Here is a 20,622-nt window from a genome sequence, read left to right on the forward strand (position 1 = left end):
GGGGGTGACGGCCTGCCGCGTCAGCTGCCGGGGCTCCCGTTCCCGCCGCTGGCAACCATGCGGGCCACCGTGCTGGTCGTGCTGAAACCGGCCTGCAGGTCGGCCAGCAGCACGCGGCCACCATGGGACTGCACGAAATCGGCCCCGACCACCTGATCGACCCGGTAATCGGCGCCCTTGACCAGCAGGGCGGGGCGGAGGGCCTGGATCAGGTCCAACGGCGTATCCTCGGCAAAGGGAACCACCAGATCGACCACCTGCAGCGCCGCCAGCACGGCGGCCCGTGCCTGCAATGGCTGGATCGGCCGCTGCGGCCCCTTCAGCCGGCGGACCGATGTGTCGTCATTGATGCCGACAACCAGGCGGTCACAGGCTGCCCGCGCCTGGCGCAGCAATGACAGATGGCCGGGATGCAGCAGGTCGAAGCAGCCATTGGTGAAGCCGACGACCAGCCCGCCTTCCCGCCATTGCGCCGTGCGTGCCGCCGCCAGCGGCCGGTCGGCGATCTTGGCGGCAACGGGGTCCCCGGCCTCCTGCTGGTGCAGCGTCAGGGCCAGTTCCCCCGGCGTCACCTGGGCCGTCCCCAGCTTGCCCACCACGATGCCGGCCGCAACATTGGCCAGCCGCGCCGCAACGGTCAGCGGCACCCCGCGCGCCAGGGCGCAGGCCAGCAGCGCCGCCACGGTATCGCCGGCGCCCGACACGTCGAACACTTCCCGCGCCTGGGCGGGCAGATGTTCGGCACCATCGGCCGTGACGACGGACATGCCGTGTTCGCTGCGCGTGACGATGATGGCACCAATGCGGTGGCGTCCGATCAGGCTGCGGGCGGCTGTGACCACCTCCTCATCCCCATCACAGGGGAGACCGCTGGCCTGACGCAATTCCCCCAGGTTGGGCGTGACCAGATCGGCCCCGGCATAACGGCCGAAATCATGGCCCTTCGGATCGACGATCACAGGCTTTCCGGCGCCGTGCGCGGCAGCGATCAGGCGGGGGGCCATGTCGCCGGCCAGCACGCCCTTGGCATAATCGGACAGCAGCAGCACATCGAAGCCCGGCAACACGGCCCCCACGCCGGTCAGCAGCGCCTCGGTCTCTGCCGGTGTCGGTGGCGCTATCTCCTCCTCATCCAGCCGCAGCATCTGTTGCTGACGGGCCACGATGCGGGTCTTCACCGTGGTCGGCCCGGCGGCCCGGCGGCCCAGGCGGCTGGTGGCACCGGGCAGGGCCGCCACCAGGTCACCGATCCTGTCGCCCGCCGCGTCGGCACCGACCAGCGCCGCCAGCAATGTGGTGGCCCCCAGGCTGGCGGCGTTGGCAGCGACATTGCCGGCGCCCCCCAGCATTTCCCGCCGGTGATGCAGCTTCAGCACCGGTACAGGCGCCTCGGGGGAGATGCGGTCGATATCGCCATAGACGAAACGGTCCAGCATCACGTCGCCGACAATGGCGACCCGCGCGCCGGCCAGGGCGGCGGCTATATCCGTCAGGACGGGGGACGCGCGTTCTGGCTCGGTCATTCCGGTCGGTCGCCTGCAATTCCGGTGGGGGCCGTGGGACGACGGCACCATCTGCCTTGCTGTATAGCGCTCCGGCCTGGCTCAGGCCAGCCACAAGCCGCTGTCAGGCGTGCATGTCCATGTCCGGCCGCACCGGATCGCCGGGTCCGGTGGCCGGACCTTCGGCCCAGGTCCGCCATATCCGGCGATAGGCCTGCTCCACCTGTCGGGCGAAGCCGTAGGGATCGCACAGGGGGCTGTTCCGCATGCGCGCCCGCAGCCCCCGCCGCAATGCCGCCAGCCGGTCCCTGTCCGCAGCCAGTCCGGCGGCGATGTCGATATAGCTGTTCGTATCCGCTGCAACCAGATCATCCAGGCCGCAGCGGTGCAGGATGCTGGAAGTGACGCGGGCGACATGGTGGCCGCCCTGCAGGGTCACCACCGGCACCCCCATCCACAGCGCCTCGCAACTGGTCGTCGTGCCGTTGTAGGGGAAGGGGTCCAGGGCGATATCGATGCCATCATAGGCGCGCAGATGGTCGCCCTGGTCGGGTGTATGAAGCATCAGTTCAAACCGGTCGGCAGCGATGCCCTGTGCGGTGAAAAGGGCGCTGTAGCGGGAATGGGTGGTGGGGTCGGCGAAGGAACGGCTTTTCAGGACCAGCCGCGCATCCGGCACGCGCTGCAGAAGCGCTGCCCAGACCGCCACCACTTCGGCCGATATCTTGGCATTGTTGTTGAACGACCCGAAGGTGACATGCCCGTTCCTGTGGGCGGGAAGGTCGGGGCTGAAGCCGGTGTCCCGCAGCGGGCGGAAACAGAGGAAGCCATCCTCCAGCCGTACCAGCTTTTCCATATGCCAGCGGTCGGTCACGCCCGGCGGGTCGGCAATCGCATCGGTCAGACGGTAATCCATCGCCGCCATGCCCGTGCCGTCCGGATAGCCCAGCCAGGAAACCTGCACCGGGGCGGCCCGGCGGGCGAAGATCAGCGGACGGCAGTCGCAGGTATGGCCCGCCACATCCACCAGGATATCGATGCCATCGGCCCGGATGCGCTCCACCGCCTCCTCATCCAACAGGCCGGTCAGCGGGAACCAATGGCCGGTAATGGCCTGGAACCGCGCGGTGGTTTCATCACGGCGCCGGGAGGTGGGATAGCAGAATATCTCAACCGCGCCGCGATCATGACCGCGCAGCAGCGGTTCCAGAAAGCAGGAAACGGCATGGCCGCAGAAATCCGGCGAGACATAACCGATGCGCAACCGCCGGTCGGGATCACGGTCATTGGAAAAAGATGGTGCCACCGCAGGGGCCAGGGGGGCGGCGTGGCGCTCCCCCCAATGCCGGTGGGCGCGGAAGATGACCTCTGGCGGGACATGCGGTGAATAATGCAGGGCGAACAACAGGTTGGAATGCAGCACGGGCAGGTGCGGATGCTGTTCCAGCCCGTGCTGCAGAAGGGTGATGGCCTCCGTCACCCGGCCCTGTTCCTTCAGCACCTCGCCCAGATTGACGTAAGGCTGCGGCAGGTGGGGCTGCAGGCGCAGGGCGGTGCGGTAGCATTCCATGGCCCGCGTCAGTTCCGCTGCCGATTTATGCAGGTCGCCCAGGTTGCTGTGGGCTTCGCCCATGTCGGGTTTCAGGCGGATGGCGCGGTGATAGGCCCCCCTGGCGGCATCGGTGGCGTGCAGGTTGCGGAATATGTTGCCCAGATTGAACCAGGCCTCGGCATAGTCGGGGCGCAGGCTGACGGCCAGCATGCCGACCTTGGCAGCCTGCGCATCCTGCCCCATGTCGGACAGCACGCAGGTCAGGTTGTTGTAAAGGTGGGCGTCTTCGGGGTTGGCATTCAACGCGCGCCGGTAGCAGGCGACCGCCTCCTCCCATCGCCGCTGCACCCGCAGCAGGATTGCCAGATTGTTGTTGGCGAACGGATGATCCGGGTTTTCCGCCAGCACCGTGCGGTAAAGGCGTTCCGCCTGCATCAGGTTGCCGGCCTTATGCTGGTCCAGCGCGGCGGTGAAGAGATCGGTCACGGTATCGTCCTGTCGGTAACGCCGGCTCAATGGCGCAGCAGCCCGGCATCCGCCAGGATGCGGCGCAGTTTAAGTGCTGCCTGGTTCCAAGTGAAGTTGTCCAGCAGATGGGCCGCGGCATCCGGCAATTCTGAATCGCGGCCCCGGATGATATCAGACAGGATGGATGCCGCCGCATCCTCGTCCGGCTCCCACCAGTCAAGCCCGAAGAACGGCTCCCAGGGTTCACGGCTATAGGGCAGGTGGGCCGGACCGATACCGCAGGGGATCATCCGGGCGAAGCGCGCATCCAGGTAATCCAGATAGGCGCTGTGGGCCGGGGCGATCAGGCCCAGCCCCATCGCGCCGGCCTTGGACAGCGGCAGATCCCAGCCCTCGCCATGCGACAGGCTCCAGTAATAATTGGCGGTGCGGAACAGGCCGGTCATTTCCGCCTCGCTCAACGGCTGGTCGATCAGCACGATGGGGGCGGCCTCGGCGAAGCTGCGGCCGACATGGGCCTGGGTCTGGCGCACGATGGCTTGCAGGTGGCGACGCGCGCTTTCGGTGCCCCCCTTGCCGGGCTTCAGGATCAACACGGCGTCATCGTCCCGCCGCGTCGTCCGCAGCCAGACCCGCAGCACCCCATCCAGGTTCTTGCGCGGAATGGCGTCTGACACGTTGAGGAAGCGGTGGCGGTAACTGTCGACCCGGCGGCCGGCGCTGGTGACCAGGGTCAGGGCGGGGGCCTCGGCCGCCGCCGGTTCCGCATCCACACCCAGCGGACAGACGCGGATGCGATCCTCCGGATAGCCTTGTGATGCCCAGGCGATGCGGGACGATTCGGTCGGCACGATCACGAGGTCGGCTGACAGGCTCTGCCGCGCCCAGCTCTTTGAGATACGCGGCCCCTCGAACATGGAATAGAGGATCGTGGTCAGGCCGGGGATCGGCTCCACCGCCAGCGGGACCATGATGTTGATGGCGGCCTTGGACCCGACCGGGGCCTCAAGCGGCTCCTCCCCCCAGGTTTCGTGCCCGAAGACACCCACGACCTGCATCGGCACGCCCTGCTTGCGCAGTGTCTGGATATAGCGGCGACCCATATGGGCATAGCCGCTGCTGGTGGAGAAGGGGCCGCGCAGCAGCAGCCCGTCGCCGGGGCCGGGCCCCCGTGCCGCGGCCGACTGGCTGGCGGTGTGGTAGCGCTGGCAGCGCAGGGCATGCCGGCCGGCATCCTCGTGACCGGGGTTCAGGCGCAGGGCGCGGCGCAGTGGATGCAGGGCGGCATATACCTGCCCCTGTCGCAGCAGGGCGCCTGCCCGCTGCACATAGGGATGGGGATCGTCGGGGTTCAGGGCGATGGCGGCATCCAGCGCGCGGATCGTCCGTTCCAGATCATGCGGTGCCCAGGCCAGGGACTGGTTGATGCGGATGGTCTTGTCGTTCGGCGCAAGACGGGCGGCCCGGTCGGCCAGCCGGGTGGCCCCCTCGCGATCCCCCCGCCAGGTCAGCGACAGCGCCCCCAGCCGGTCAAACGCGGCGGCGCTGGCGGGGTTCAGCACCACAAGATGGCGCAGGTAATGCCAGGCGGCCTTCTGGTCGCCGGCATTGTAGAGACCGATGGCCAGATTGGTGACCAACCCCTCATGCTCCGGCCATTGCCGGACCGCTTTCAGCAGCACCTGCAGGCCCTCGTCCGCCTGCTGTGCGCTGATCAGGCAGACAGCCAGGAGGTTGTGAGTCAGCGGGTCGCCAGGAGCGCTGGCCGCCGCCAGCCGGGCGGCCGCCAGCGCCGCATCCGTGCGACCCGCCCGGTGATGGGCGACGGCTTGGTCATAGGCGTCCATCCGCTTTACCTGTAGGGATCGGGTTGTGACAGGAAACGGCCCACATAGTCGGCGACCCCGTCCTCCAGCCCCGTCATCGGCATGTGGTAGCCGGCGGCGCGCAGCCGGCCCAGATCGGCCTGGGTGAAATACTGATATCGGTCGCGCAGGCTTTCAGGCATCTCGATATAGTCGATCGCCGGCTCCCGTCCGACGGCCTGGTAAAGGGCCGCGATCAGGTCGTTGAAGGAACGGGCCTGACCGGAGCCGACATTGAAGATGCCACTGACCCCTGGATTGTCCAGCAGCCATAGCACGACATTCACCGCATCACGGACATGGACGAAATCGCGCAACTGGCCGCCATCGGGATAATCAGGCCGGTATGACCGGAACAGCCGCACCCGCCCGCCGCCCGCCGCGATGGCGTGGTTCCTGGCCACCACGCTCATCATCCCGCCCTTGTGATATTCGTTGGGGCCGTAAGCGTTGAAGAATTTCAGGCCCGCCCATTGCGGCGGATGGCGCCGGCCCCGGCGCATCTGGTCGACCACATGGCGGTCGAAGGCCAGCTTCGACCAGCCATAGGCGTTGAGCGGGCGCAGGCGGGCCAGTGCGGCAGGATCATTATCATCGGAAAAGCCGTGGGCTCCATCGCCATAGGTGGCCGCCGACGAGGCGTAGATGAAGGGCACCCCCCGCTGGGCGCACCAGTTCCACAACAGGGTGGAAAGCCTGATATTGGTCTCCACGATCAGGTCGGCGTCGGTTTCCGTGGTGGTGGAGACGGCACCCATATGGATGATGGCCTTCACCAGACCGGCATTGTCCGCCAGATAGCGCGGCAGGTCGGGCGGGGCCACGAAGCCGGCGATCAGGTGCCTGGCAAGATTGCGCCATTTGTCGTCATGGCCCAGCCGGTCGCAGACCACGACCTCTTCCCCGCGCGCAGCCAGCGACGCCGCGATGTTGGAGCCGATGAAGCCGGCGCCGCCGGTGATGATGGTCAGGGCGGCGGTCATGGGCCTGTTACCCTCTGTTGGTGCTTGGCATTTCCGCTCATCGGGCCGCCTCGATGAAGCTCTCGGCGAAGTTCCGCCAGGTCCGGTCGATCCGGATGAAAATCTTGGCCCGGTCGGCCATGGCACGCGCGGCCCTGCGGTTTTCGTACAGGCTTTCCAGGTGCGCCACTATCTCGTCCACCGACGAATGGGACCAGCCACGGCGCCGGTCCGCCTCCTCCGTAACGGGTGTCTGCTGCCGCAGCGCCAGGCAATGGTCATCCCGGATCAGGTCGCGGTGGCCGGTATTGTCCGACAGGATTACCGGCACGCCGCAGGCCATCGCCTCCATGGCCACCAGATTGGTCGCCCCCTCGCAGCGGTTGGGGAAGATGGCGGCATGGCATTCGGCCAGGATGGGGGCGATCTGCGGACGCACGATGAAGCCCAAATCGACGAAGGCGTCATGCGACACCCCATGCGCCGCCGCCCATTCGGCGATGCGCAGCTTGCCCGTGGCCGGATCGATGGCCGGCGCCCGGTCGATCAGGGGTGACTGGGCGATGTCGGCGGAGGTATGCGGCCAGGCATTGTGCCAGGCGGTCACCAGCAGCGCGTCGGGATGGCGGGCGTGGAAGATGCCGAACGCCGCCAGAACCAGATCCTGGGCCTTGCGATATTCAAGCTTGCCGCCGGAGAATACAACGAACCGGTCGCCGAACCGGCCGGTGCGCGGCAGCAGCGGCATTTCCGTGGGATCGACCCCCTGCAGCGCGACCCTGACATCATCGAACCCGTGGGACACCAGCAGGTCGTGATTATAGGTGGAATGGACGATGATGCGGTCATACCGGCGTGCCCGCCCCAGCACCTCGGCATCGAACAGCGTATCCTCGAACGCGATGACCCCGATATTGCCCTCCCCCTGGTAAAGGTCGGAAGGCGGCCCGTGATTGAAACCGTTGCCCAATGCATGCAGCGCCACGCAATCATGCAGCCGCAGCGCCCGCCCGCCATGCTTGGCCGACAGGGCGCTGATCTGTTCATAGCCATGGACCAGTTCGCGAAGCTTCTCCTGTGTGGACGGGCGCATGCTGATAAGGGCAGGCTTTTCCAGCAGCAGGGGCGGCTGTTTGCGGTCCATCAGGCAGAGTGCCGTATGGACGCCGACCAGCCCCCAGCCGTGGATCTCGGTCAGTTGCCACGTCAAAGCCAGAGTCTGCACCAAACCATAACTCCCGACACGATTGCCCCGGCATGACGGAGCAGGGGCCGACGGCACCATGGCACTGGTCGCCCCCCAACGGCAATGCCGGCAAACATCGCCGTAAAGCTTATCGCAGACGTGCGGCGCCATTGCCCGGACCCCGGGCGACCCGCCATATCCCCGCCGCCGTTGCCAGCAGCAGCACGGTAGCAATGGCGATGACGCCGTTGAAGGCCTGGTCGAACGCGCTGCGTGCCAGGGCGGCCACCTGTTCCGCCTGGGGTGCCGTCAACCGCCCCGCGGCGATCAGCGCCTCGTCCAGGCTGTCGGCCGCCCGAGGGGCGATGGGCGTGCCAGCCGGCAAGGCGGGTTGATCAGCGGCGGGCAGGCTGTCCCGGCGGGGCCGTGCTGTCGCGTACCACCAGTTCGTGTGCGAAGAAGGGCAGGTGCGGCGGTGCATCCCGCGACCGGCTGGCCGCGACGATATAGGTGGCCGCCGCCGCCCCCATGGCGATGATCGGCTGACGCACGGTGGTCAGGGCCGGCCATATGGCGGACGCCATGCTGATATCATCGATGCCGGCCACCGACAAATCCGCCGGGACGCCCAATCCCTGCTGCTGTGCCAGGGCCATGACACCAATGGCCATGCTGTCATTCGCGGCGAAGATGGCCGTGGGGCGCGGGTCGAGCGCCAGAAGCTCCCCGCCGGCCACCCGTCCCGATGCCCGCGTGTAATCGCCGTTGCGTACCAGATCGGGATCGAAGGTACCGGCCGCCCTCATGACATCGCGGAACGCCTGCAGGCGCAGTTCAGCCGAACCGAAATTCGGGCGGCCACCGATGAAGCCGATACGGCGGTGTCCCAGTTCCAGCAGATGGCGCGTCATCTCGGCGCTGGCGCGGTAATCGTCGATGCGCACCATGGCGGGCAGGGCCGGCAGTTCCACGCCGGGACTGACCCGCACATAATGGCCGCGCCGTTCCGTCAGCACACGCAGCAGGCGCGGGTCGTCGGCAAGGCCCGGCATGATGACGAATCCATCCACGGCCGGCATCGAGATGATCCGCGCCGCCCGCTCGGCAAAACCCGCATCCGTCATTTCCAGCGGTTCGACCAGCAGATGGAACCCGGCCGCCCGTGCCGCGGTCACCGCCCCCACCTGCAGGCCCGCGATATATTCATTCTGCAGGGATACGTTCGGTTCCTCCGGATAGGTGCCGAACACAAAGGCCATCATGAAGTTGCGGGATGCTGAAAGACTGCGGGCCGACAGGTTGGGCGAATAGTCCAGCGATGCCACCGCCGCCATCACACGCTCCCGTGTGGCGGGGCTTGCCTTGGGCTCCCCGTTCAGCACGCGCGAAACCGTCTTGATCGACACGCCAGCCACGCGGGCCACATCATGGATGGTGGGTTTGCTCACGAGAGGGGGCGCTCCGGCCAAATCCTTGTTGACGCTTGCTTCTACCCTATCGGGACCGGCACAGGCAACAGAGGGGACAACGTTGGACATTTTCTGCTTGCGGCAGGATGGTTATCAATGGTAACAGAATTTCCAGCCGGAAGAGAGAGACCCGGTTATTTTCGGAACGGCAGGGACAACGTTGTCCCTACAAGAATGCCGACCGTAAGCGAGAGCCCCAAAAGGGGACGGTATCCTGGGGAGATGACAATGAACCTATCCGCACGCGCCGTTACCGCAACCTGACGCCCCAGCGCGTCAGCGGCCGGTCCCTGTCTGCATCCATCCGCACGGACTTTCCGTTCCGGAAATGACCGGCCGTCGCCCGACGGGCGCCGGATGATCCTTGCTCGCTTCCCATAACCAAAAGACCAAATGGGAGTGGACCTTATGCGCAACTATTCATTGATGGTCGGGGCTGCCATCGTGGCCATGGCGCCCGGCCTGTCGGCGGGGGCACAGACGGCGGAGACTGTCCTGCAACTGGACGAAATCGTCGTAACGGCCCAGCGCCGCGCCGAGAATCTTCAAAAGACGCCGCTGGCCGTATCGGCCGTGACGGGGGAGGGGCTGGAAAGTGCGGGCGTGAAAAGTGTCGTCGACCTGTCGGCGACCGTCCCCAGCCTGCAGATCACCAATACGGGCGGCGGTGCGTCGCAGATTTTCATGCGCGGCATCGGCAGCACGAACGTGACAGAGGTGGGGGACCCTGCCGTCGCCTATCATATCGACGGCATCTATATCGCCCGTGCCACGGCCACCGGTGCCTTGTTCTATGATATCGACCGGGTGGAGGTGCTGCGCGGGCCGCAGGGCACGCTCTATGGCCGTAACGCGACCGCGGGTGCCATCAACGTCATCACCAGAAAGCCGACCCAGCAGTTGGAAGGCTCTGCCGCGGTGGAATTCGGCAATTACGACGCGCTGACCACCAGCGGCGTGCTGAACGTGCCGCTGGGCGATACGTTCGCGGTGCGTGCCGCGTTCCAGACCACGCGCCACGACGGCTATCAGAAGTCGATCACGCCCGGCCCGCAGGCCGGCAACGACAAGGACAGCCAGGATGACAAGTCCGCCCGCCTTCAGGCGCTGTGGACCCCGGCGGAGAACCTGTCCATCAACCTGCGGGCCGACTGGCTGGCCCGTGGGGGCACTGGCGGCGGTGATGTCGCCTATCCCATGGAAACCGGCGACCCGCGCACTATCCTGTCGCGCGTCAATACCTATCGCGACAACACCTATTGGAGCGCCGGGACCGAGATCAATTATGACCTGGATTTCGCCCAACTGACCTATCTGGTCGGTTTCAATTCGGCCAAGGATGACCGCGTGGGCGAGAACCCCTCCACCCACGCCCCCAATTATTTCTACGGCCTTGACGAGACATGGTCGCATGAACTGCGCCTGGGCGGGGAGACGGACCGGCTGAAATGGGTGATCGGCGCCTATTACTTCAAGGAAGACAATGATGTCGATTTCCGTATCTTCCTGGCAGACGATAATTACCTGAGCTTCATCCAACCGGATGTCTTCGCCTCCACCAAGGCGGTCTTCTCCCAGGTGACATGGTCGGCAACCGATGAACTGCGCTTCACGGGAGGCCTGCGCTATACCAAGGACCGCAAGGGCCGCAATGGCGGCACCTATTTCACCAACAATGCCGGCGCCGTCACCGGCACGGTGACGCTGAACGTGTCCGACAATAGCTGGGACCGCGTCAACTGGCGGGCCGGTGTCGATTATGATCTGTCGGAAGACAGCATGCTCTATGCCAATGTCGCCACAGGCTACAAGGCCGGCGGCTATTTCGACGGGATGGAGCCGAATGATTACAAGCCGGAAACCATCACCTCCTATGAACTGGGCGTGAAGAACCGGTTGCTGGACAACCGGCTGCAACTGAACGCCTCGGCCTTCTACTATGATTATCGCGATTTCCAGATTTCGGCCATCGGCACCATCGCCGGGCAGGATGCCACCGTCACCCTGAATGCCGACAAGGCGGAGATCTATGGTCTTGAACTGGAAACCGACTATCTGCTAACAGCGTTCGACCGTATCGACGCCAGCCTGTCCTGGCTGCATGCGCGATACAAGAAGTTCCTGCTGCCCCGTGGCGATGCCTTTTCCAACAATGTGGCCAATGCCGGCATCGCGCGCTGCTACACTGCCGACTACACTGCACCCGCCCCGCGCGCGGCCGATTTTTCCGGCTGCCATATGGCGCGCACGCCGGAATGGTCGATCAATCTGGGCTATCAGCACGAGTTCGAGATGGCCGACGGCGCCAGTCTGACGGCGCGCGTACAGACCCACTACGAATTGTCCAAGTATCTGGAATATCACGGGTTCCTGGAGAACAAGCAGGGTGATTTCACCCGTACCGACCTCACGCTCACCTATAAGCCGGCCGAGGATGCCTGGACGGTCATGGCCTTTGTTCGCAATCTGGAGAATGACGACATCCGCACGACGTCCAGCCCCAATGCGACCGCGGGTGTAGCCACCAATGGCACGGGTGATTTCTACGCCCCGCCGCGCACCTACGGCGTGCGCCTTGGTATCGACTTCTGATCTTCCTCCGGCGCGGGCCCGCCCGCGCCTTTTTTTCTCCAAAGACATTCCCCTGGAGGCCTTGATGAATATCCACCGTTTGTTCAGGAGTGGTCTGGCTGCCGGATTATGTGTCACGGCGTTGGGCACGGGGCTGCATGCGGCAGGTGCCAAGGATTGGCGTGACAGCACATTGTCGCCCGATGAGCGGGCCCGGCTGCTGGATGCGGAATTGACCCTGGATGAGCGCATCGGCCTGCTGCACGGGCCCATGGCGCTGCCTTTCAAGGTCGAGAAGCTGCCCGCCGACGCCATCGGCGGTGCCGGCTATATTCCCGGCGTGCCCCGCCTGGGTATCCCGGCCTTGAAGGAAACCGACGCCAGCCTGGGCGTGACCAACCCCATGAGCATCCGGCCCGGCGACACGGCCACGGCCCTGCCGTCCGGCCTGGCGTTGGCCGCCAGCTTCAATCCCAAGCTGGCCCATGATGGTGGCGCCATGATTGCGAAGGAGGCGGTGGCCCGGGGCTTCAACGTCCTGCTGGCCGGTGGCGCCAATCTGGCCCGGGACCCGCGCAATGGCCGCAATTTCGAATATCTGGGGGAAGACCCGTTGCTGGCCGGCACCCTGGCCGGCGAAAGCATCCGGGGCATCCAGTCGCAGAACATCATCTCCACTATCAAGCATCTCAGCCTGAACGGCCAGGAAACCAACCGCCACTGGGCCAATTCCGTCATCGGGGAGGCGGCGCATCGGGAAAGCGACCTGCTGGCCTTTCAGATCGCCATCGAGAAGGGGCAGCCCGGCTCCGTGATGTGCGCCTACAATCTGGTGAATGGCGACTATTCCTGCGGCAGCGATCATCTGCTGAACAAGGTGTTGAAGGGCGATTGGGGCTATAAGGGCTGGGTCATGTCGGACTGGGGGGCGGTCCACGCCACCGACTACGCCGCCAGGGGCCTGGATCAGCAGTCGGGCGAACAGCTGGATGATCAGGTCTGGTTCGGTGAACCGCTGAAACAGGCGGTGGCCGCCGGTTCCATACCGGAAGCGCGCCTGTCCGACATGTCGCGCCGCATCCTGCGTTCCATGTTCGCCGCCGGCCTGTTCGAGGCGAAGCCGGCGCCCGCCATCGATAGCATCGCCCATGACGCCATCGCCAGACAGGTGGCCGATGAAGGCATCGTGCTGCTGGCCAACAAGGGCATCCTGCCCCTGGCGCCCGGCGTGAAGAAGGTGGCGGTGATCGGCGGCCATGCCGATAGCGGTGTCCTGTCGGGTGCCGGTTCGTCACAGGTGACCAGCCATGGCGGCAACCCGATTGTCATTCCGGTGGGGGGCGAGGGGTTCATGGCGGCCTGGCTGCGGCAGGCCTTCCACAATTCCTCTCCGCTGAAGGCGCTGCGGGCTGCATTGCCGGATGCCACCGTCAGCTTCAATGACGGCCGATACCCGCAAGCGGCCGCAGCCCTGGCCCGGGATGCCGATATCGTCATCGTCTTTGCCAACCAATGGATGTCCGAAGGGCTGGATGCCTATGATCTGTCCCTGCCGCAGGGTCAGGACCAGTTGATCGAGGCGGTGGCCGCCGCCAATCCAAACAGCATCGTTGTCTTGCAGACAGGCGGCCCCGTCCTGATGCCCTGGCTGGACAAGGTCGGCGGCGTCGTCGCAGCCTGGTACAGCGGGCAGAAGGGGGGCGAGGCCATTGCCGATATCCTGACCGGCAAGGTCAATCCGTCCGGCCGCCTGCCCGTCACCTTCCCGGCCAGCCTGGACCAGTATCCGCGCCCGACCCTGCCGGGCTGGGGCCTGCCGGAAAAACAGCAGTTCGATGTGGTGTATGAGGAGGGTTCGGACGTGGGGTACCGCCGTTTCGCGGCAAAGGGCATGAAGCCGCTGTTTCCGTTCGGTCATGGCCTGTCCTACACGACCTTCACCTATGACAAGCTGCGGGTGAAGGGTGGCGAGACGCTGACCGTCAGCTTCGAAGTGACGAATACCGGCAGGTTGCAGGGCAAGGACGCGCCGCAGATCTATCTGGCCGGTGCCGCCGGCAAGCCGTTGCGCCGCCTGATCGGGTTCGAGAAGATCGACCTGAAGCCCGGTGAGCGCCGCACCGTCACCGTCAAGGCCGACCCGCGCCTGCTGGCCCATTTCGATGAGGCCGGGCGCCAATGGCGCATCGATGGCGGTGATTATGACGTGGCCGTCGGCCCGTCCGCCGCACAGACCGTGCTGTCGGGCAAGGCCCGCGTCAGCCAGCGCACGCTGAAGCCGTAAGGGGGTCCGGATGTCGAACAGAACCACTGCCGGCATGATCTCCCTGGCAGCGTTGCTGCTGTCCACCGGCAGCCTCGCCGCCCCGCTGCAGCCGGCCCTGCCCGCCGGGCAGCCGCAGGTGAAGGCTGATGGGTTGAGCTTCCGCGACCTGAATCGCGACGGCAAGCTGAACCCCTATGAGGATTGGCGCCTATCGCCGGAGATACGGGCCGCCGATCTTGTGTCGCGCATGACCCTGGCGGAGAAGGCGGGGGAGGCGGTGCATGGCACCGCCCCGGTCCAGGGGGGCATGATGTCGCCCGGCCCGGCCTATGATCTGGACGCCGCGCGCGCCATGATCCTGGACCGGCACGTCACCTCCATGATCACCCGCATGGCCGTGAAGCCGGTGGATTTCGCGACCGAGAATAACCGGTTGCAGGAGGTTGCGGCCGGCGGCCGGCTGGGCATCCCGGTCATGATCTCAACCGATCCGCGCAGCCATTTTCAAGTGACGGCGGGCGCCAGCGTCACGACCACCGGTTTTTCGCAATGGCCGGAAACCTTGGGTCTGGGTGCTATCGACGATCCGGCCCTGACCCGGACCTTCGCCGCCATGGTGCGGGATGAATACCGCGCCGTCGGCATCTCCATGGCCCTGTCGCCGCAGGCCGATCTGGGCAGCGAACCCCGCTGGTCCCGCCTGAACGGCACGTTCGGGGAAGACCCGGCCCGCGTGTCGGCGCAGGTGAAGGCCTATGTGCAGGGCATGCAGGGGGCGGATGCCGGCCTGTCACCCGGCGGTGTCGCCACCGTGGTCAAGCATTGGGTCGGCTATGGCGCCGCCATCGAGGGTTATGACGGGCATAATTACTATGGCCGCTTCACGGATTTCACCAAGGGTGGATTCGACCGGCATGTCGCGGCCTTCCAGGGCGCGTTCGAGGCCGGGGCCACCGGCATCATGCCCACCTACACGATCCAGAAGGGTCTGGTGCTGAACGGCAAACCGGTGGAGCCGGTGGGCGGCGGCTATTCACGCGAACTGCTGACCGATCTGCTGCGTGGGGCCCATAAGTTCCAGGGGCTGGTCCTGTCCGACTGGGCCATCACCTATGACTGCAACGAAAGTTGCCGCACCGGCAACCCGCCACAGGCACCCAAGGATATCGCCATGCCCTGGGGCGTGGAGGGGCTGACCAAGCCGCAGCGCTTCGCCAAGGGCATGCTGGCCGGCATCGATCAGTTCGGCGGCGTCGATGACGGTTCCGCCCTGCGCCAGGCGGTGGAACAGAAACTGTTGCCCGAAGCGCGCCTGGACGAGGCGGTGGGCCGTGTCCTGGCCCTGAAAATCCGTCTGGGCCTGTTCGAGAACCCGTTCGCCGATGCCGCCCGTGCCGCCGCCATCGTCGGTTCGGCCGACAAGATGACTGCCGGGCATGCAGCGCAGGCGCGGTCCCTGGTCGTGCTGGAGAACAGGCTGGGCGCCATCGCCCTGCCGGACAGGGGCAAGCGCCTGTTCCTGCACGGTGTCGATCCGGCAGCGGCACGGGCGGCGGGATTTACCATTGTGGACAGCGCCGACAAGGCGGATATCAGCCTGATCCGTCTGTCCACCCCATACCAGACCCTGCATCCCGGCCATTTCTTCGGCTCGCGTCAGCATGAGGGCGATCTGGATTTCAAGCCGGGCGATGCCGGACTGGCCATTGTGCAGCAGGCGGCATCCGCCGGTCCCGTCATTCTGGCCGTGGATATGGACCGGCCGGCCATCCTGTCGGCGGTGCGCCCGCACGCTGCCCTGCTGCTCGCCTCCTTCGGGATCAGCGATGCGGCGCTGTTCGACGCGCTGTGCGGTGTCACGCCGCCTGCGGGCCGGCTGCCTTTTGAACTGCCTTCCGGCATGACCGCTGTGCGGGCACAATCGCCGGCCTTACCGCATGACAGCGCAAACCCGGCCTATCCCATCGGCTCTGGACGTTGAAACGGGAGTGGATGATGCGTCACCTGTTCATTGCCTTGTTGTTGCTCCTGTCCCCTGCCGCCGCCGCGGCCCCCGTTACGACCGTGGATGGCGGCAGGGTGGAGGGTGTGGCCGAGGGTGATATCGTCGCCTTCAAGGGCATCCCCTATGCTGCGGCCCCCGTCGGTGATCTGCGCTGGCGCCCGCCGGCCCCCGTCGTGCCGTGGCAGGGTGTGCGCAAGGCCGATACGTACGGCCTGGATTGCCTGCAGAACCCGTTCCCCGGCGATGCCGCCCCGCTGGGCGGCCCGATGGGAGAGGACTGCCTGTTCGTCAATGTCTGGGCGCCGAAGCCGCAGGCCGGTGTAAAGCGGCCCGTCATGGTCTGGATCCATGGCGGCGGCTTCGTCAATGGCGGGTCGTCGCCCACCGTCTATGACGGATCGGCCTTTGCCCGGTCCGGTGTTCTGCTGGTCAGCCTGAATTACCGCCTGGGCCGCTTCGGCTTCTTCGCCCATCCGGCCCTGTCGGCGGAGGCGGGGGCGGCGCCAACGGGCAATTTCGGCTTCATGGATCAGGTGGCGGCCCTGCAATGGGTTCGCCGCAACATCGCCGCCTTCGGGGGTGATCCCGCCAATGTCACCTTGTTCGGGGAAAGCGCCGGCGGCCGGTCGGTACATGTGCTTCTGGCCGTCCCCGCCGCCAGGGGGTTGTTCGACAAGGCGCTGATCATGTCGGGTGGCGGGCGTGCCACGGGGCTGGGGCTGGTCCCGCTGGCCGTGGCGGAAGAACGCGGTGTGACCTTCGCGCGCAATGCCGGCGTCAACCATGAGGATGCCGCCGGGCTGGCCGCCCTTCGCGCCCTGCCGGCCGACAGGATCGTCGACGGGCTCGACATGCGCGCCATCATGGGTGACGGCGTGGATCATTATGCCGGTCCCATGCTGGATGGAAAATTCCTGACCGAGGAACCGGCAAGGACGATCGCCGATGGCAAGGGCGCGCGGATGCCCATGATGATCGGAGCCACAGGCCTGGACGGGTTCCCCATCGGGGACGCGGACACGCTGCTGACGGCCTTTGGCGGGGATGAGGCGGCGGCACGCAAGGCCTATGCCAGCCCGACCCCGCTATTGACCAGCTGGAAGATCGTCGGCGACCGCATCTTCATCGAACCCGCGCGATATCTGGCCCGGCAATGGTCGGCATCGGGGCTTCCAACCTATGCCTACCGCTTCGATTATGTGGCCGAAAGCCAGCGGGGCGCGATGCCGGGGGCCACCCATGCCAGCGAAATTCCCTATGCCTTCCGCACCGTCGAATATCGCTATCCCGGCGCAGTCAGTGCGGCGGATAAGGCCATCGCCAAGGCCTTTCACGATCATTTCATCGCCTTCGCCATGTCGGGTGATCCGGGCTACCCGATCTACCGCGCGGCGGAAGACAGGCTGATGTCTTATGCCCCCGGCGGCGCGGCCTTCGTCCCCGACCCGCTGCGTCTGCGCCTGGACCTGATGGAAAAGGCGCAAAAGTGACCGGAAACGCCGTTCCGGCCGTCCGTTCGTCAGGCAATGCCAGGCGGATCAGCGCCGGGACGGCCCCTTTGCGGCGGCCAATGTCGCGGCATGCTGCGCCGACCGCAGCAAGGCCGTCTGCTCCCGGGCTTCATGATACAGGATATCGGCGGCATCCCGATCCGCGGCGGCGTTCAGCAGGCGCTTGGCGGCGCGGACGGCCTCGGGACTGCGCGTGGCGATAAGGCGGGCCGTGTCCATCGCATCGTCCAGGGGCGTGCCGGACAACCGGGTGGCAAAACCCAGCGTCAGCGCGTCCGCCCCCGTGAATTCCCGGCCCGTGAAGGTCAGGTCGCGGATCACATCGTCGCCCGCCAGGCCTTGCATGCGCGCGATGCCGCCCATGTCGGGAACAAGACCCCAGCGCACCTCCATGACCGACAGCCGTGTGTCCGGCGTCATGACGCGGATATCGGCCCCCAGCATGATCTGAAACCCGCCGCCGAATGCCACCCCGTGTATCGCGGCAATGACGGGGACGGGCAGGGTGTGCCAGCCCCAGGTCGCCTGCTGGAACAGGTTGGCGGGTCCGTGGGTCGGCACGGTCAGCTGTTCCGGTACGCCCACCGTCTCGGCCAGGGCCGCCGTGTCGATGCCGGCGCAAAAGGCGCGGCCCTGCCCGGACAGCACCACGGCCCGCAGGTCGGTCACCCCTTCCAGATGCGCAACGGCGTCGGCGATGGCGGTGAACATGTCGCGGTCCAGCGCGTTCAGCTTTTCCGGTCTGGCCAGCCGCACATCGGCAATGCCGTCCGCAATATCCAGGGTGACGCGGTCTTGGAATACGATCATGCCGTGTCACCTTCCCGATGCGCCACAGGCGGCGGCAGCGCGCCGCGGATGCCGAGCAGCAGGATGCTGCGAAACTGGGCATAGACAGCATCCAGGGAGAATTCGGGCTTGTCCAGGATCCAGCGGGTGACCCAGTTGAACATGCCGAAGATGGCATAGGTGGTCAGGGTGACGTCTCCCGGCACGATGGAGCCGTCCGCCATGCCCTGCTCGACGATCCGGCGCATATGGCGGCTGATGGACCGGCGGCAATCCCGATATTCGGCCTGCCCCTTGTCCGACATCACATTGATGTCCGACAGGACCAGGCTGATCCCGTAATTGTTGGCGATGACCCGCAGATATTGCCGCAGGAATATCTCCAGCCGGGTCAGTCCGGGCAGGGCGGGGTCATCATGTTCGGCCAGCGCGGCTTCCAGCCGGTCGCGCGCCTCCAGCACGCAACCCAGCAGGATGTCCTCCTTGCTGGGGAAATGGTAATAGAGCGTCGGTTTCGTGACCGATAGCGCCTTTGCCACATCATCCATGGATGTGCGGTCATATCCCTTGGCCTGGAACTGCTGCGAGGCCACGTCCAGGATGCGTTCGCGGCTGAGGGTGCCCCGCCGGTGGCGGGGCCGTTCGGCCCCTGTCTTCACGCTCATGCCCTCCCTCCCGCATTTCCCGTCCGTCCCGCCATGTAGCCGCCATCAACCACCATGACGGTGCCGGTTATGCTGGCCGCCGCGGCGCTGGCCAGGAAAACCGCAACATCGGCGATTTCGGCCTTCGTCGTCCAGCGTCCCAATGGGGTATCGCGGGTGAAGCGCTCGCGGTCGGCCGCCGTCGGTGCGATGCGGGCCATGCCCTCCGTATCGCTGACGGCGCCCGGTGCGATGGAATTGAGGCGAATGCCCTCCTGTCCCCATTCCAGGGCCAGCGCCCGGATCATGGCGTCAAGCCCGGCCTTTGCGGCACAGACATGGGCTTGCGCCGCAAAGGCGGTGAAGGCGTGCAGCGCCGAAATATTGATGACCGAAGCGCCCGGCCGGCGCAGGTGGGGATAAGCGGCCTTCATCACATGGAAGCCGCCGACCAGATCGATATCGATGACGGTGCGGAAGCCCTTGGCCGACATGTCCGCGGCCCGTGCCAGGAAGTTGCCGGCCGCCCCAGAAACCAGGATGTCGATGTTGCCCAACCTTTCCGCTCCGGCGCCGACAGCCGCCGTAACGGCATCAAAGTCCCGCACGTCGGCAACAGAACCGCTGGCGTCGCACACTTCCGCCAGGCTGCCTATGGCCGCCGCCACCCTGGCCGGGTCGCGGCTGAACACATGGACGGCGGCCCCCAGTTCGCCCAGGCGCCGGGCGATGGCCAGGTTGATGCCACTGGTGCCACCGGCCACCATGGCCGTCCGCCCCCGAAACAGGCCGGCGCTGAAGGTCGGTCCGGGGCCGGTCATAGCGCCCCCAGCCGTTCGGTGGCCTTGCTGGTGCCGGCCTTCAGCCGGGCATTGCCATCGGCGATGCGGCGCCTGAACAGGCCACGCTGGGTCAGATCCTGCGTGACCGACAGTTCAAAGGCCAGCGCGCTCAGATGGTCCATGTTGCCGGCCCTCAATGCCACATCCTTCAGGACCATGGCCAGTTCGGGCCCGGCCTCCGCAATCTGCCGGGCCAGTTTCAGCGCCGTTTCGCGCAAACGGCCATAGGGCACGACCTCGTCCACCAAGCCAACGCGCAATGCCTCCTGCGCGCTGATCGGGTCACCGGTGAACAGCATGCGCCGGGCGCGCTGCGTACCGATACGTTGCAGCATGCCATGATAAAAGCCGTTCATGGCATATTTCACCTGCGTGGAGCCGAAAGCGGCATTCTCCGATGCGATGGTGATGTCGCACATATTGGCGACATCCATGCCATAGCCCGGTGCCACGCCGGCCACAGCGGCCACCATGGGCTTGGGGAAATCATAGAAGGTCTTCATGAATTTCAGCGCCAGGTCGGTGAAGCGCCGGCGCTCGTCCCCTTCGATGCTGTTCAGGATGTCCAGCCGCCAGCCGGCGCAGAAATAATCCTCGTTGCCGATGACCAGAACACAGGCGACATCGTCATCCTCGGCCCAGGCGTTCAGCGCGGCGATGATTTCATGGTGCAGTTCCCAGCCCAGCGCGTTGCGCTTCTCCGGATGGTTCATTTGAAGGATGCCGACGCCGTCCTGAACGGACAGGATCAGGTGGGGGTAGAGGTTCATTGGATGCCTCCCTGGCTTTAAGTTACCAATTAGTATTTTGGGGGTGGCGGAAATCCAATGTCAATCCCCGATCTCACAGCGTGCGCGGCACGTTCCGCGGCTGAAAAAGAGCAGAAATCTTTAATTCACGGGCACTGGACAGCGCCGCAAGCCTATGTTACCGTCTGTTCGGTAACTGAGAATTGGTGACTGCCGATGAAAGTTACCAACCAGTTTGGAA

At 65.9% G+C, this 20,622-nt stretch carries 15 protein-coding genes; 4 read left to right on the plus strand and 11 right to left on the minus strand.

Translation table 11 applies throughout. The features are described from left to right. Window positions 1-20 precede the first annotated feature (20 nt). The 7 genes from rfaE1 to ABC728_RS03240 all read right to left on the minus strand — a co-directional run bounded on the left by rfaE1 (window position 21) and on the right by ABC728_RS03240 (window position 8,983). Complete coding sequence (gene rfaE1 / locus ABC728_RS03210; protein ID WP_445376262.1) at window positions 21-1,523, minus strand: D-glycero-beta-D-manno-heptose-7-phosphate kinase; 1,503 nt, start codon at window positions 1,521-1,523, stop codon at window positions 21-23. Window positions 1,524-1,626: 103 nt separating this feature from the next. Then, window positions 1,627-3,540 (minus strand): O-linked N-acetylglucosamine transferase, SPINDLY family protein, encoded by a 1,914-nt coding sequence (locus ABC728_RS03215; RefSeq protein ID WP_416619666.1) that lies wholly within the window; start codon window positions 3,538-3,540, stop codon window positions 1,627-1,629. Window positions 3,541-3,566: 26 nt separating this feature from the next. Next, on the minus strand, window positions 3,567-5,369 hold the full coding sequence (locus ABC728_RS03220; protein WP_416619665.1) for a hypothetical protein: 1,803 nt from the start codon (window positions 5,367-5,369) through the stop codon (window positions 3,567-3,569). Between the two features lie 5 nt (window positions 5,370-5,374). Beyond that, window positions 5,375-6,370, minus strand: a complete 996-nt coding sequence (rfaD, locus tag ABC728_RS03225) for an ADP-glyceromanno-heptose 6-epimerase (protein ID WP_445376263.1) — start codon at window positions 6,368-6,370, stop codon at window positions 5,375-5,377. Window positions 6,371-6,407: 37 nt separating this feature from the next. Beyond that, window positions 6,408-7,574 (minus strand): glycosyltransferase family 4 protein, encoded by a 1,167-nt coding sequence (locus ABC728_RS03230; protein ID WP_416619664.1) that lies wholly within the window; start codon window positions 7,572-7,574, stop codon window positions 6,408-6,410. Between the two features lie 109 nt (window positions 7,575-7,683). Then, window positions 7,684-7,920, minus strand: coding sequence for a hypothetical protein (locus ABC728_RS03235; RefSeq protein ID WP_416619663.1), 237 nt, complete (start codon window positions 7,918-7,920; stop codon window positions 7,684-7,686). A 10-nt stretch (window positions 7,921-7,930) separates the two neighbouring features. Beyond that, window positions 7,931-8,983, minus strand: coding sequence for a LacI family DNA-binding transcriptional regulator (locus ABC728_RS03240; RefSeq protein ID WP_416619662.1), 1,053 nt, complete (start codon window positions 8,981-8,983; stop codon window positions 7,931-7,933). Between the two features lie 429 nt (window positions 8,984-9,412). On the opposite strand from ABC728_RS03240, the gene ABC728_RS03245 reads away from it, so the two are divergent. From ABC728_RS03245 to ABC728_RS03260, 4 genes are all read left to right on the plus strand, one after another. Then, window positions 9,413-11,596 carry a TonB-dependent receptor gene (locus tag ABC728_RS03245; protein ID WP_445376264.1) on the plus strand — a complete coding sequence of 728 codons (2,184 nt, stop codon included), beginning with the start codon at window positions 9,413-9,415 and terminating at the stop codon, window positions 11,594-11,596. A 64-nt stretch (window positions 11,597-11,660) separates the two neighbouring features. Next, complete coding sequence (locus tag ABC728_RS03250; protein WP_416619660.1) at window positions 11,661-13,859, plus strand: beta-glucosidase family protein; 2,199 nt, start codon at window positions 11,661-11,663, stop codon at window positions 13,857-13,859. A gap of 10 nt (window positions 13,860-13,869) precedes the next feature. Beyond that, on the plus strand, window positions 13,870-15,822 hold the full coding sequence (locus tag ABC728_RS03255; RefSeq protein WP_416619659.1) for a glycoside hydrolase family 3 protein: 1,953 nt from the start codon (window positions 13,870-13,872) through the stop codon (window positions 15,820-15,822). An 11-nt stretch (window positions 15,823-15,833) separates the two neighbouring features. Continuing rightward, a complete protein-coding gene (locus tag ABC728_RS03260) occupies window positions 15,834-17,336 on the plus strand; it encodes a carboxylesterase/lipase family protein (RefSeq protein ID WP_416619658.1) in 1,503 nt (500 codons plus the stop codon). A 48-nt stretch (window positions 17,337-17,384) separates the two neighbouring features. Here ABC728_RS03260 and ABC728_RS03265 read toward each other — a convergent pair whose 3' ends face one another. Genes ABC728_RS03265 through ABC728_RS03280 form a run of 4 tightly spaced genes read right to left on the minus strand, consistent with a single transcriptional unit; the run spans window position 17,385 to window position 20,402 of the window. Beyond that, window positions 17,385-18,167 (minus strand): crotonase/enoyl-CoA hydratase family protein, encoded by a 783-nt coding sequence (locus ABC728_RS03265; RefSeq protein ID WP_416619657.1) that lies wholly within the window; start codon window positions 18,165-18,167, stop codon window positions 17,385-17,387. Then, on the minus strand, window positions 18,164-18,811 hold the full coding sequence (locus ABC728_RS03270; RefSeq protein ID WP_416619656.1) for a TetR/AcrR family transcriptional regulator: 648 nt from the start codon (window positions 18,809-18,811) through the stop codon (window positions 18,164-18,166). Before ABC728_RS03270 ends, ABC728_RS03265 begins: the two co-directional genes overlap by 4 nt. Continuing rightward, complete coding sequence (locus tag ABC728_RS03275) at window positions 18,808-19,611, minus strand: SDR family oxidoreductase (RefSeq protein WP_416619655.1); 804 nt, start codon at window positions 19,609-19,611, stop codon at window positions 18,808-18,810. The genes ABC728_RS03270 and ABC728_RS03275 overlap by 4 nt, the downstream gene beginning before the upstream one ends. Beyond that, window positions 19,608-20,402: an enoyl-CoA hydratase/isomerase family protein gene (locus ABC728_RS03280; protein ID WP_416619654.1), complete on the minus strand. Its 795-nt coding sequence runs from the start codon at window positions 20,400-20,402 to the stop codon at window positions 19,608-19,610. Before ABC728_RS03280 ends, ABC728_RS03275 begins: the two co-directional genes overlap by 4 nt. Window positions 20,403-20,622: the final 220 nt, after the last annotated feature.

The organism is Niveispirillum fermenti (assembly GCF_052474395.1).

Coding starts and splice junctions, on each gene's coding strand:
- rfaE1 (WP_445376262.1), bottom strand. CDS start 1,523: ATGACCGAGCCAGAACGCGCGTCCCCCGTCCTGACGGATATAGCCGCC.
- ABC728_RS03220 (WP_416619665.1), bottom strand. CDS start 5,369: ATGGACGCCTATGACCAAGCCGTCGCCCATCACCGGGCGGGTCGCACG.
- rfaD (WP_445376263.1), bottom strand. CDS start 6,370: ATGACCGCCGCCCTGACCATCATCACCGGCGGCGCCGGCTTCATCGGC.
- ABC728_RS03245 (WP_445376264.1), top strand. CDS start 9,413: ATGCGCAACTATTCATTGATGGTCGGGGCTGCCATCGTGGCCATGGCG.
- ABC728_RS03250 (WP_416619660.1), top strand. CDS start 11,661: ATGAATATCCACCGTTTGTTCAGGAGTGGTCTGGCTGCCGGATTATGT.
- ABC728_RS03255 (WP_416619659.1), top strand. CDS start 13,870: ATGTCGAACAGAACCACTGCCGGCATGATCTCCCTGGCAGCGTTGCTG.
- ABC728_RS03260 (WP_416619658.1), top strand. CDS start 15,834: ATGATGCGTCACCTGTTCATTGCCTTGTTGTTGCTCCTGTCCCCTGCC.
- ABC728_RS03265 (WP_416619657.1), bottom strand. CDS start 18,167: ATGATCGTATTCCAAGACCGCGTCACCCTGGATATTGCGGACGGCATT.
- ABC728_RS03270 (WP_416619656.1), bottom strand. CDS start 18,811: ATGAGCGTGAAGACAGGGGCCGAACGGCCCCGCCACCGGCGGGGCACC.
- ABC728_RS03275 (WP_416619655.1), bottom strand. CDS start 19,611: ATGACCGGCCCCGGACCGACCTTCAGCGCCGGCCTGTTTCGGGGGCGG.
- ABC728_RS03280 (WP_416619654.1), bottom strand. CDS start 20,402: ATGAACCTCTACCCCCACCTGATCCTGTCCGTTCAGGACGGCGTCGGC.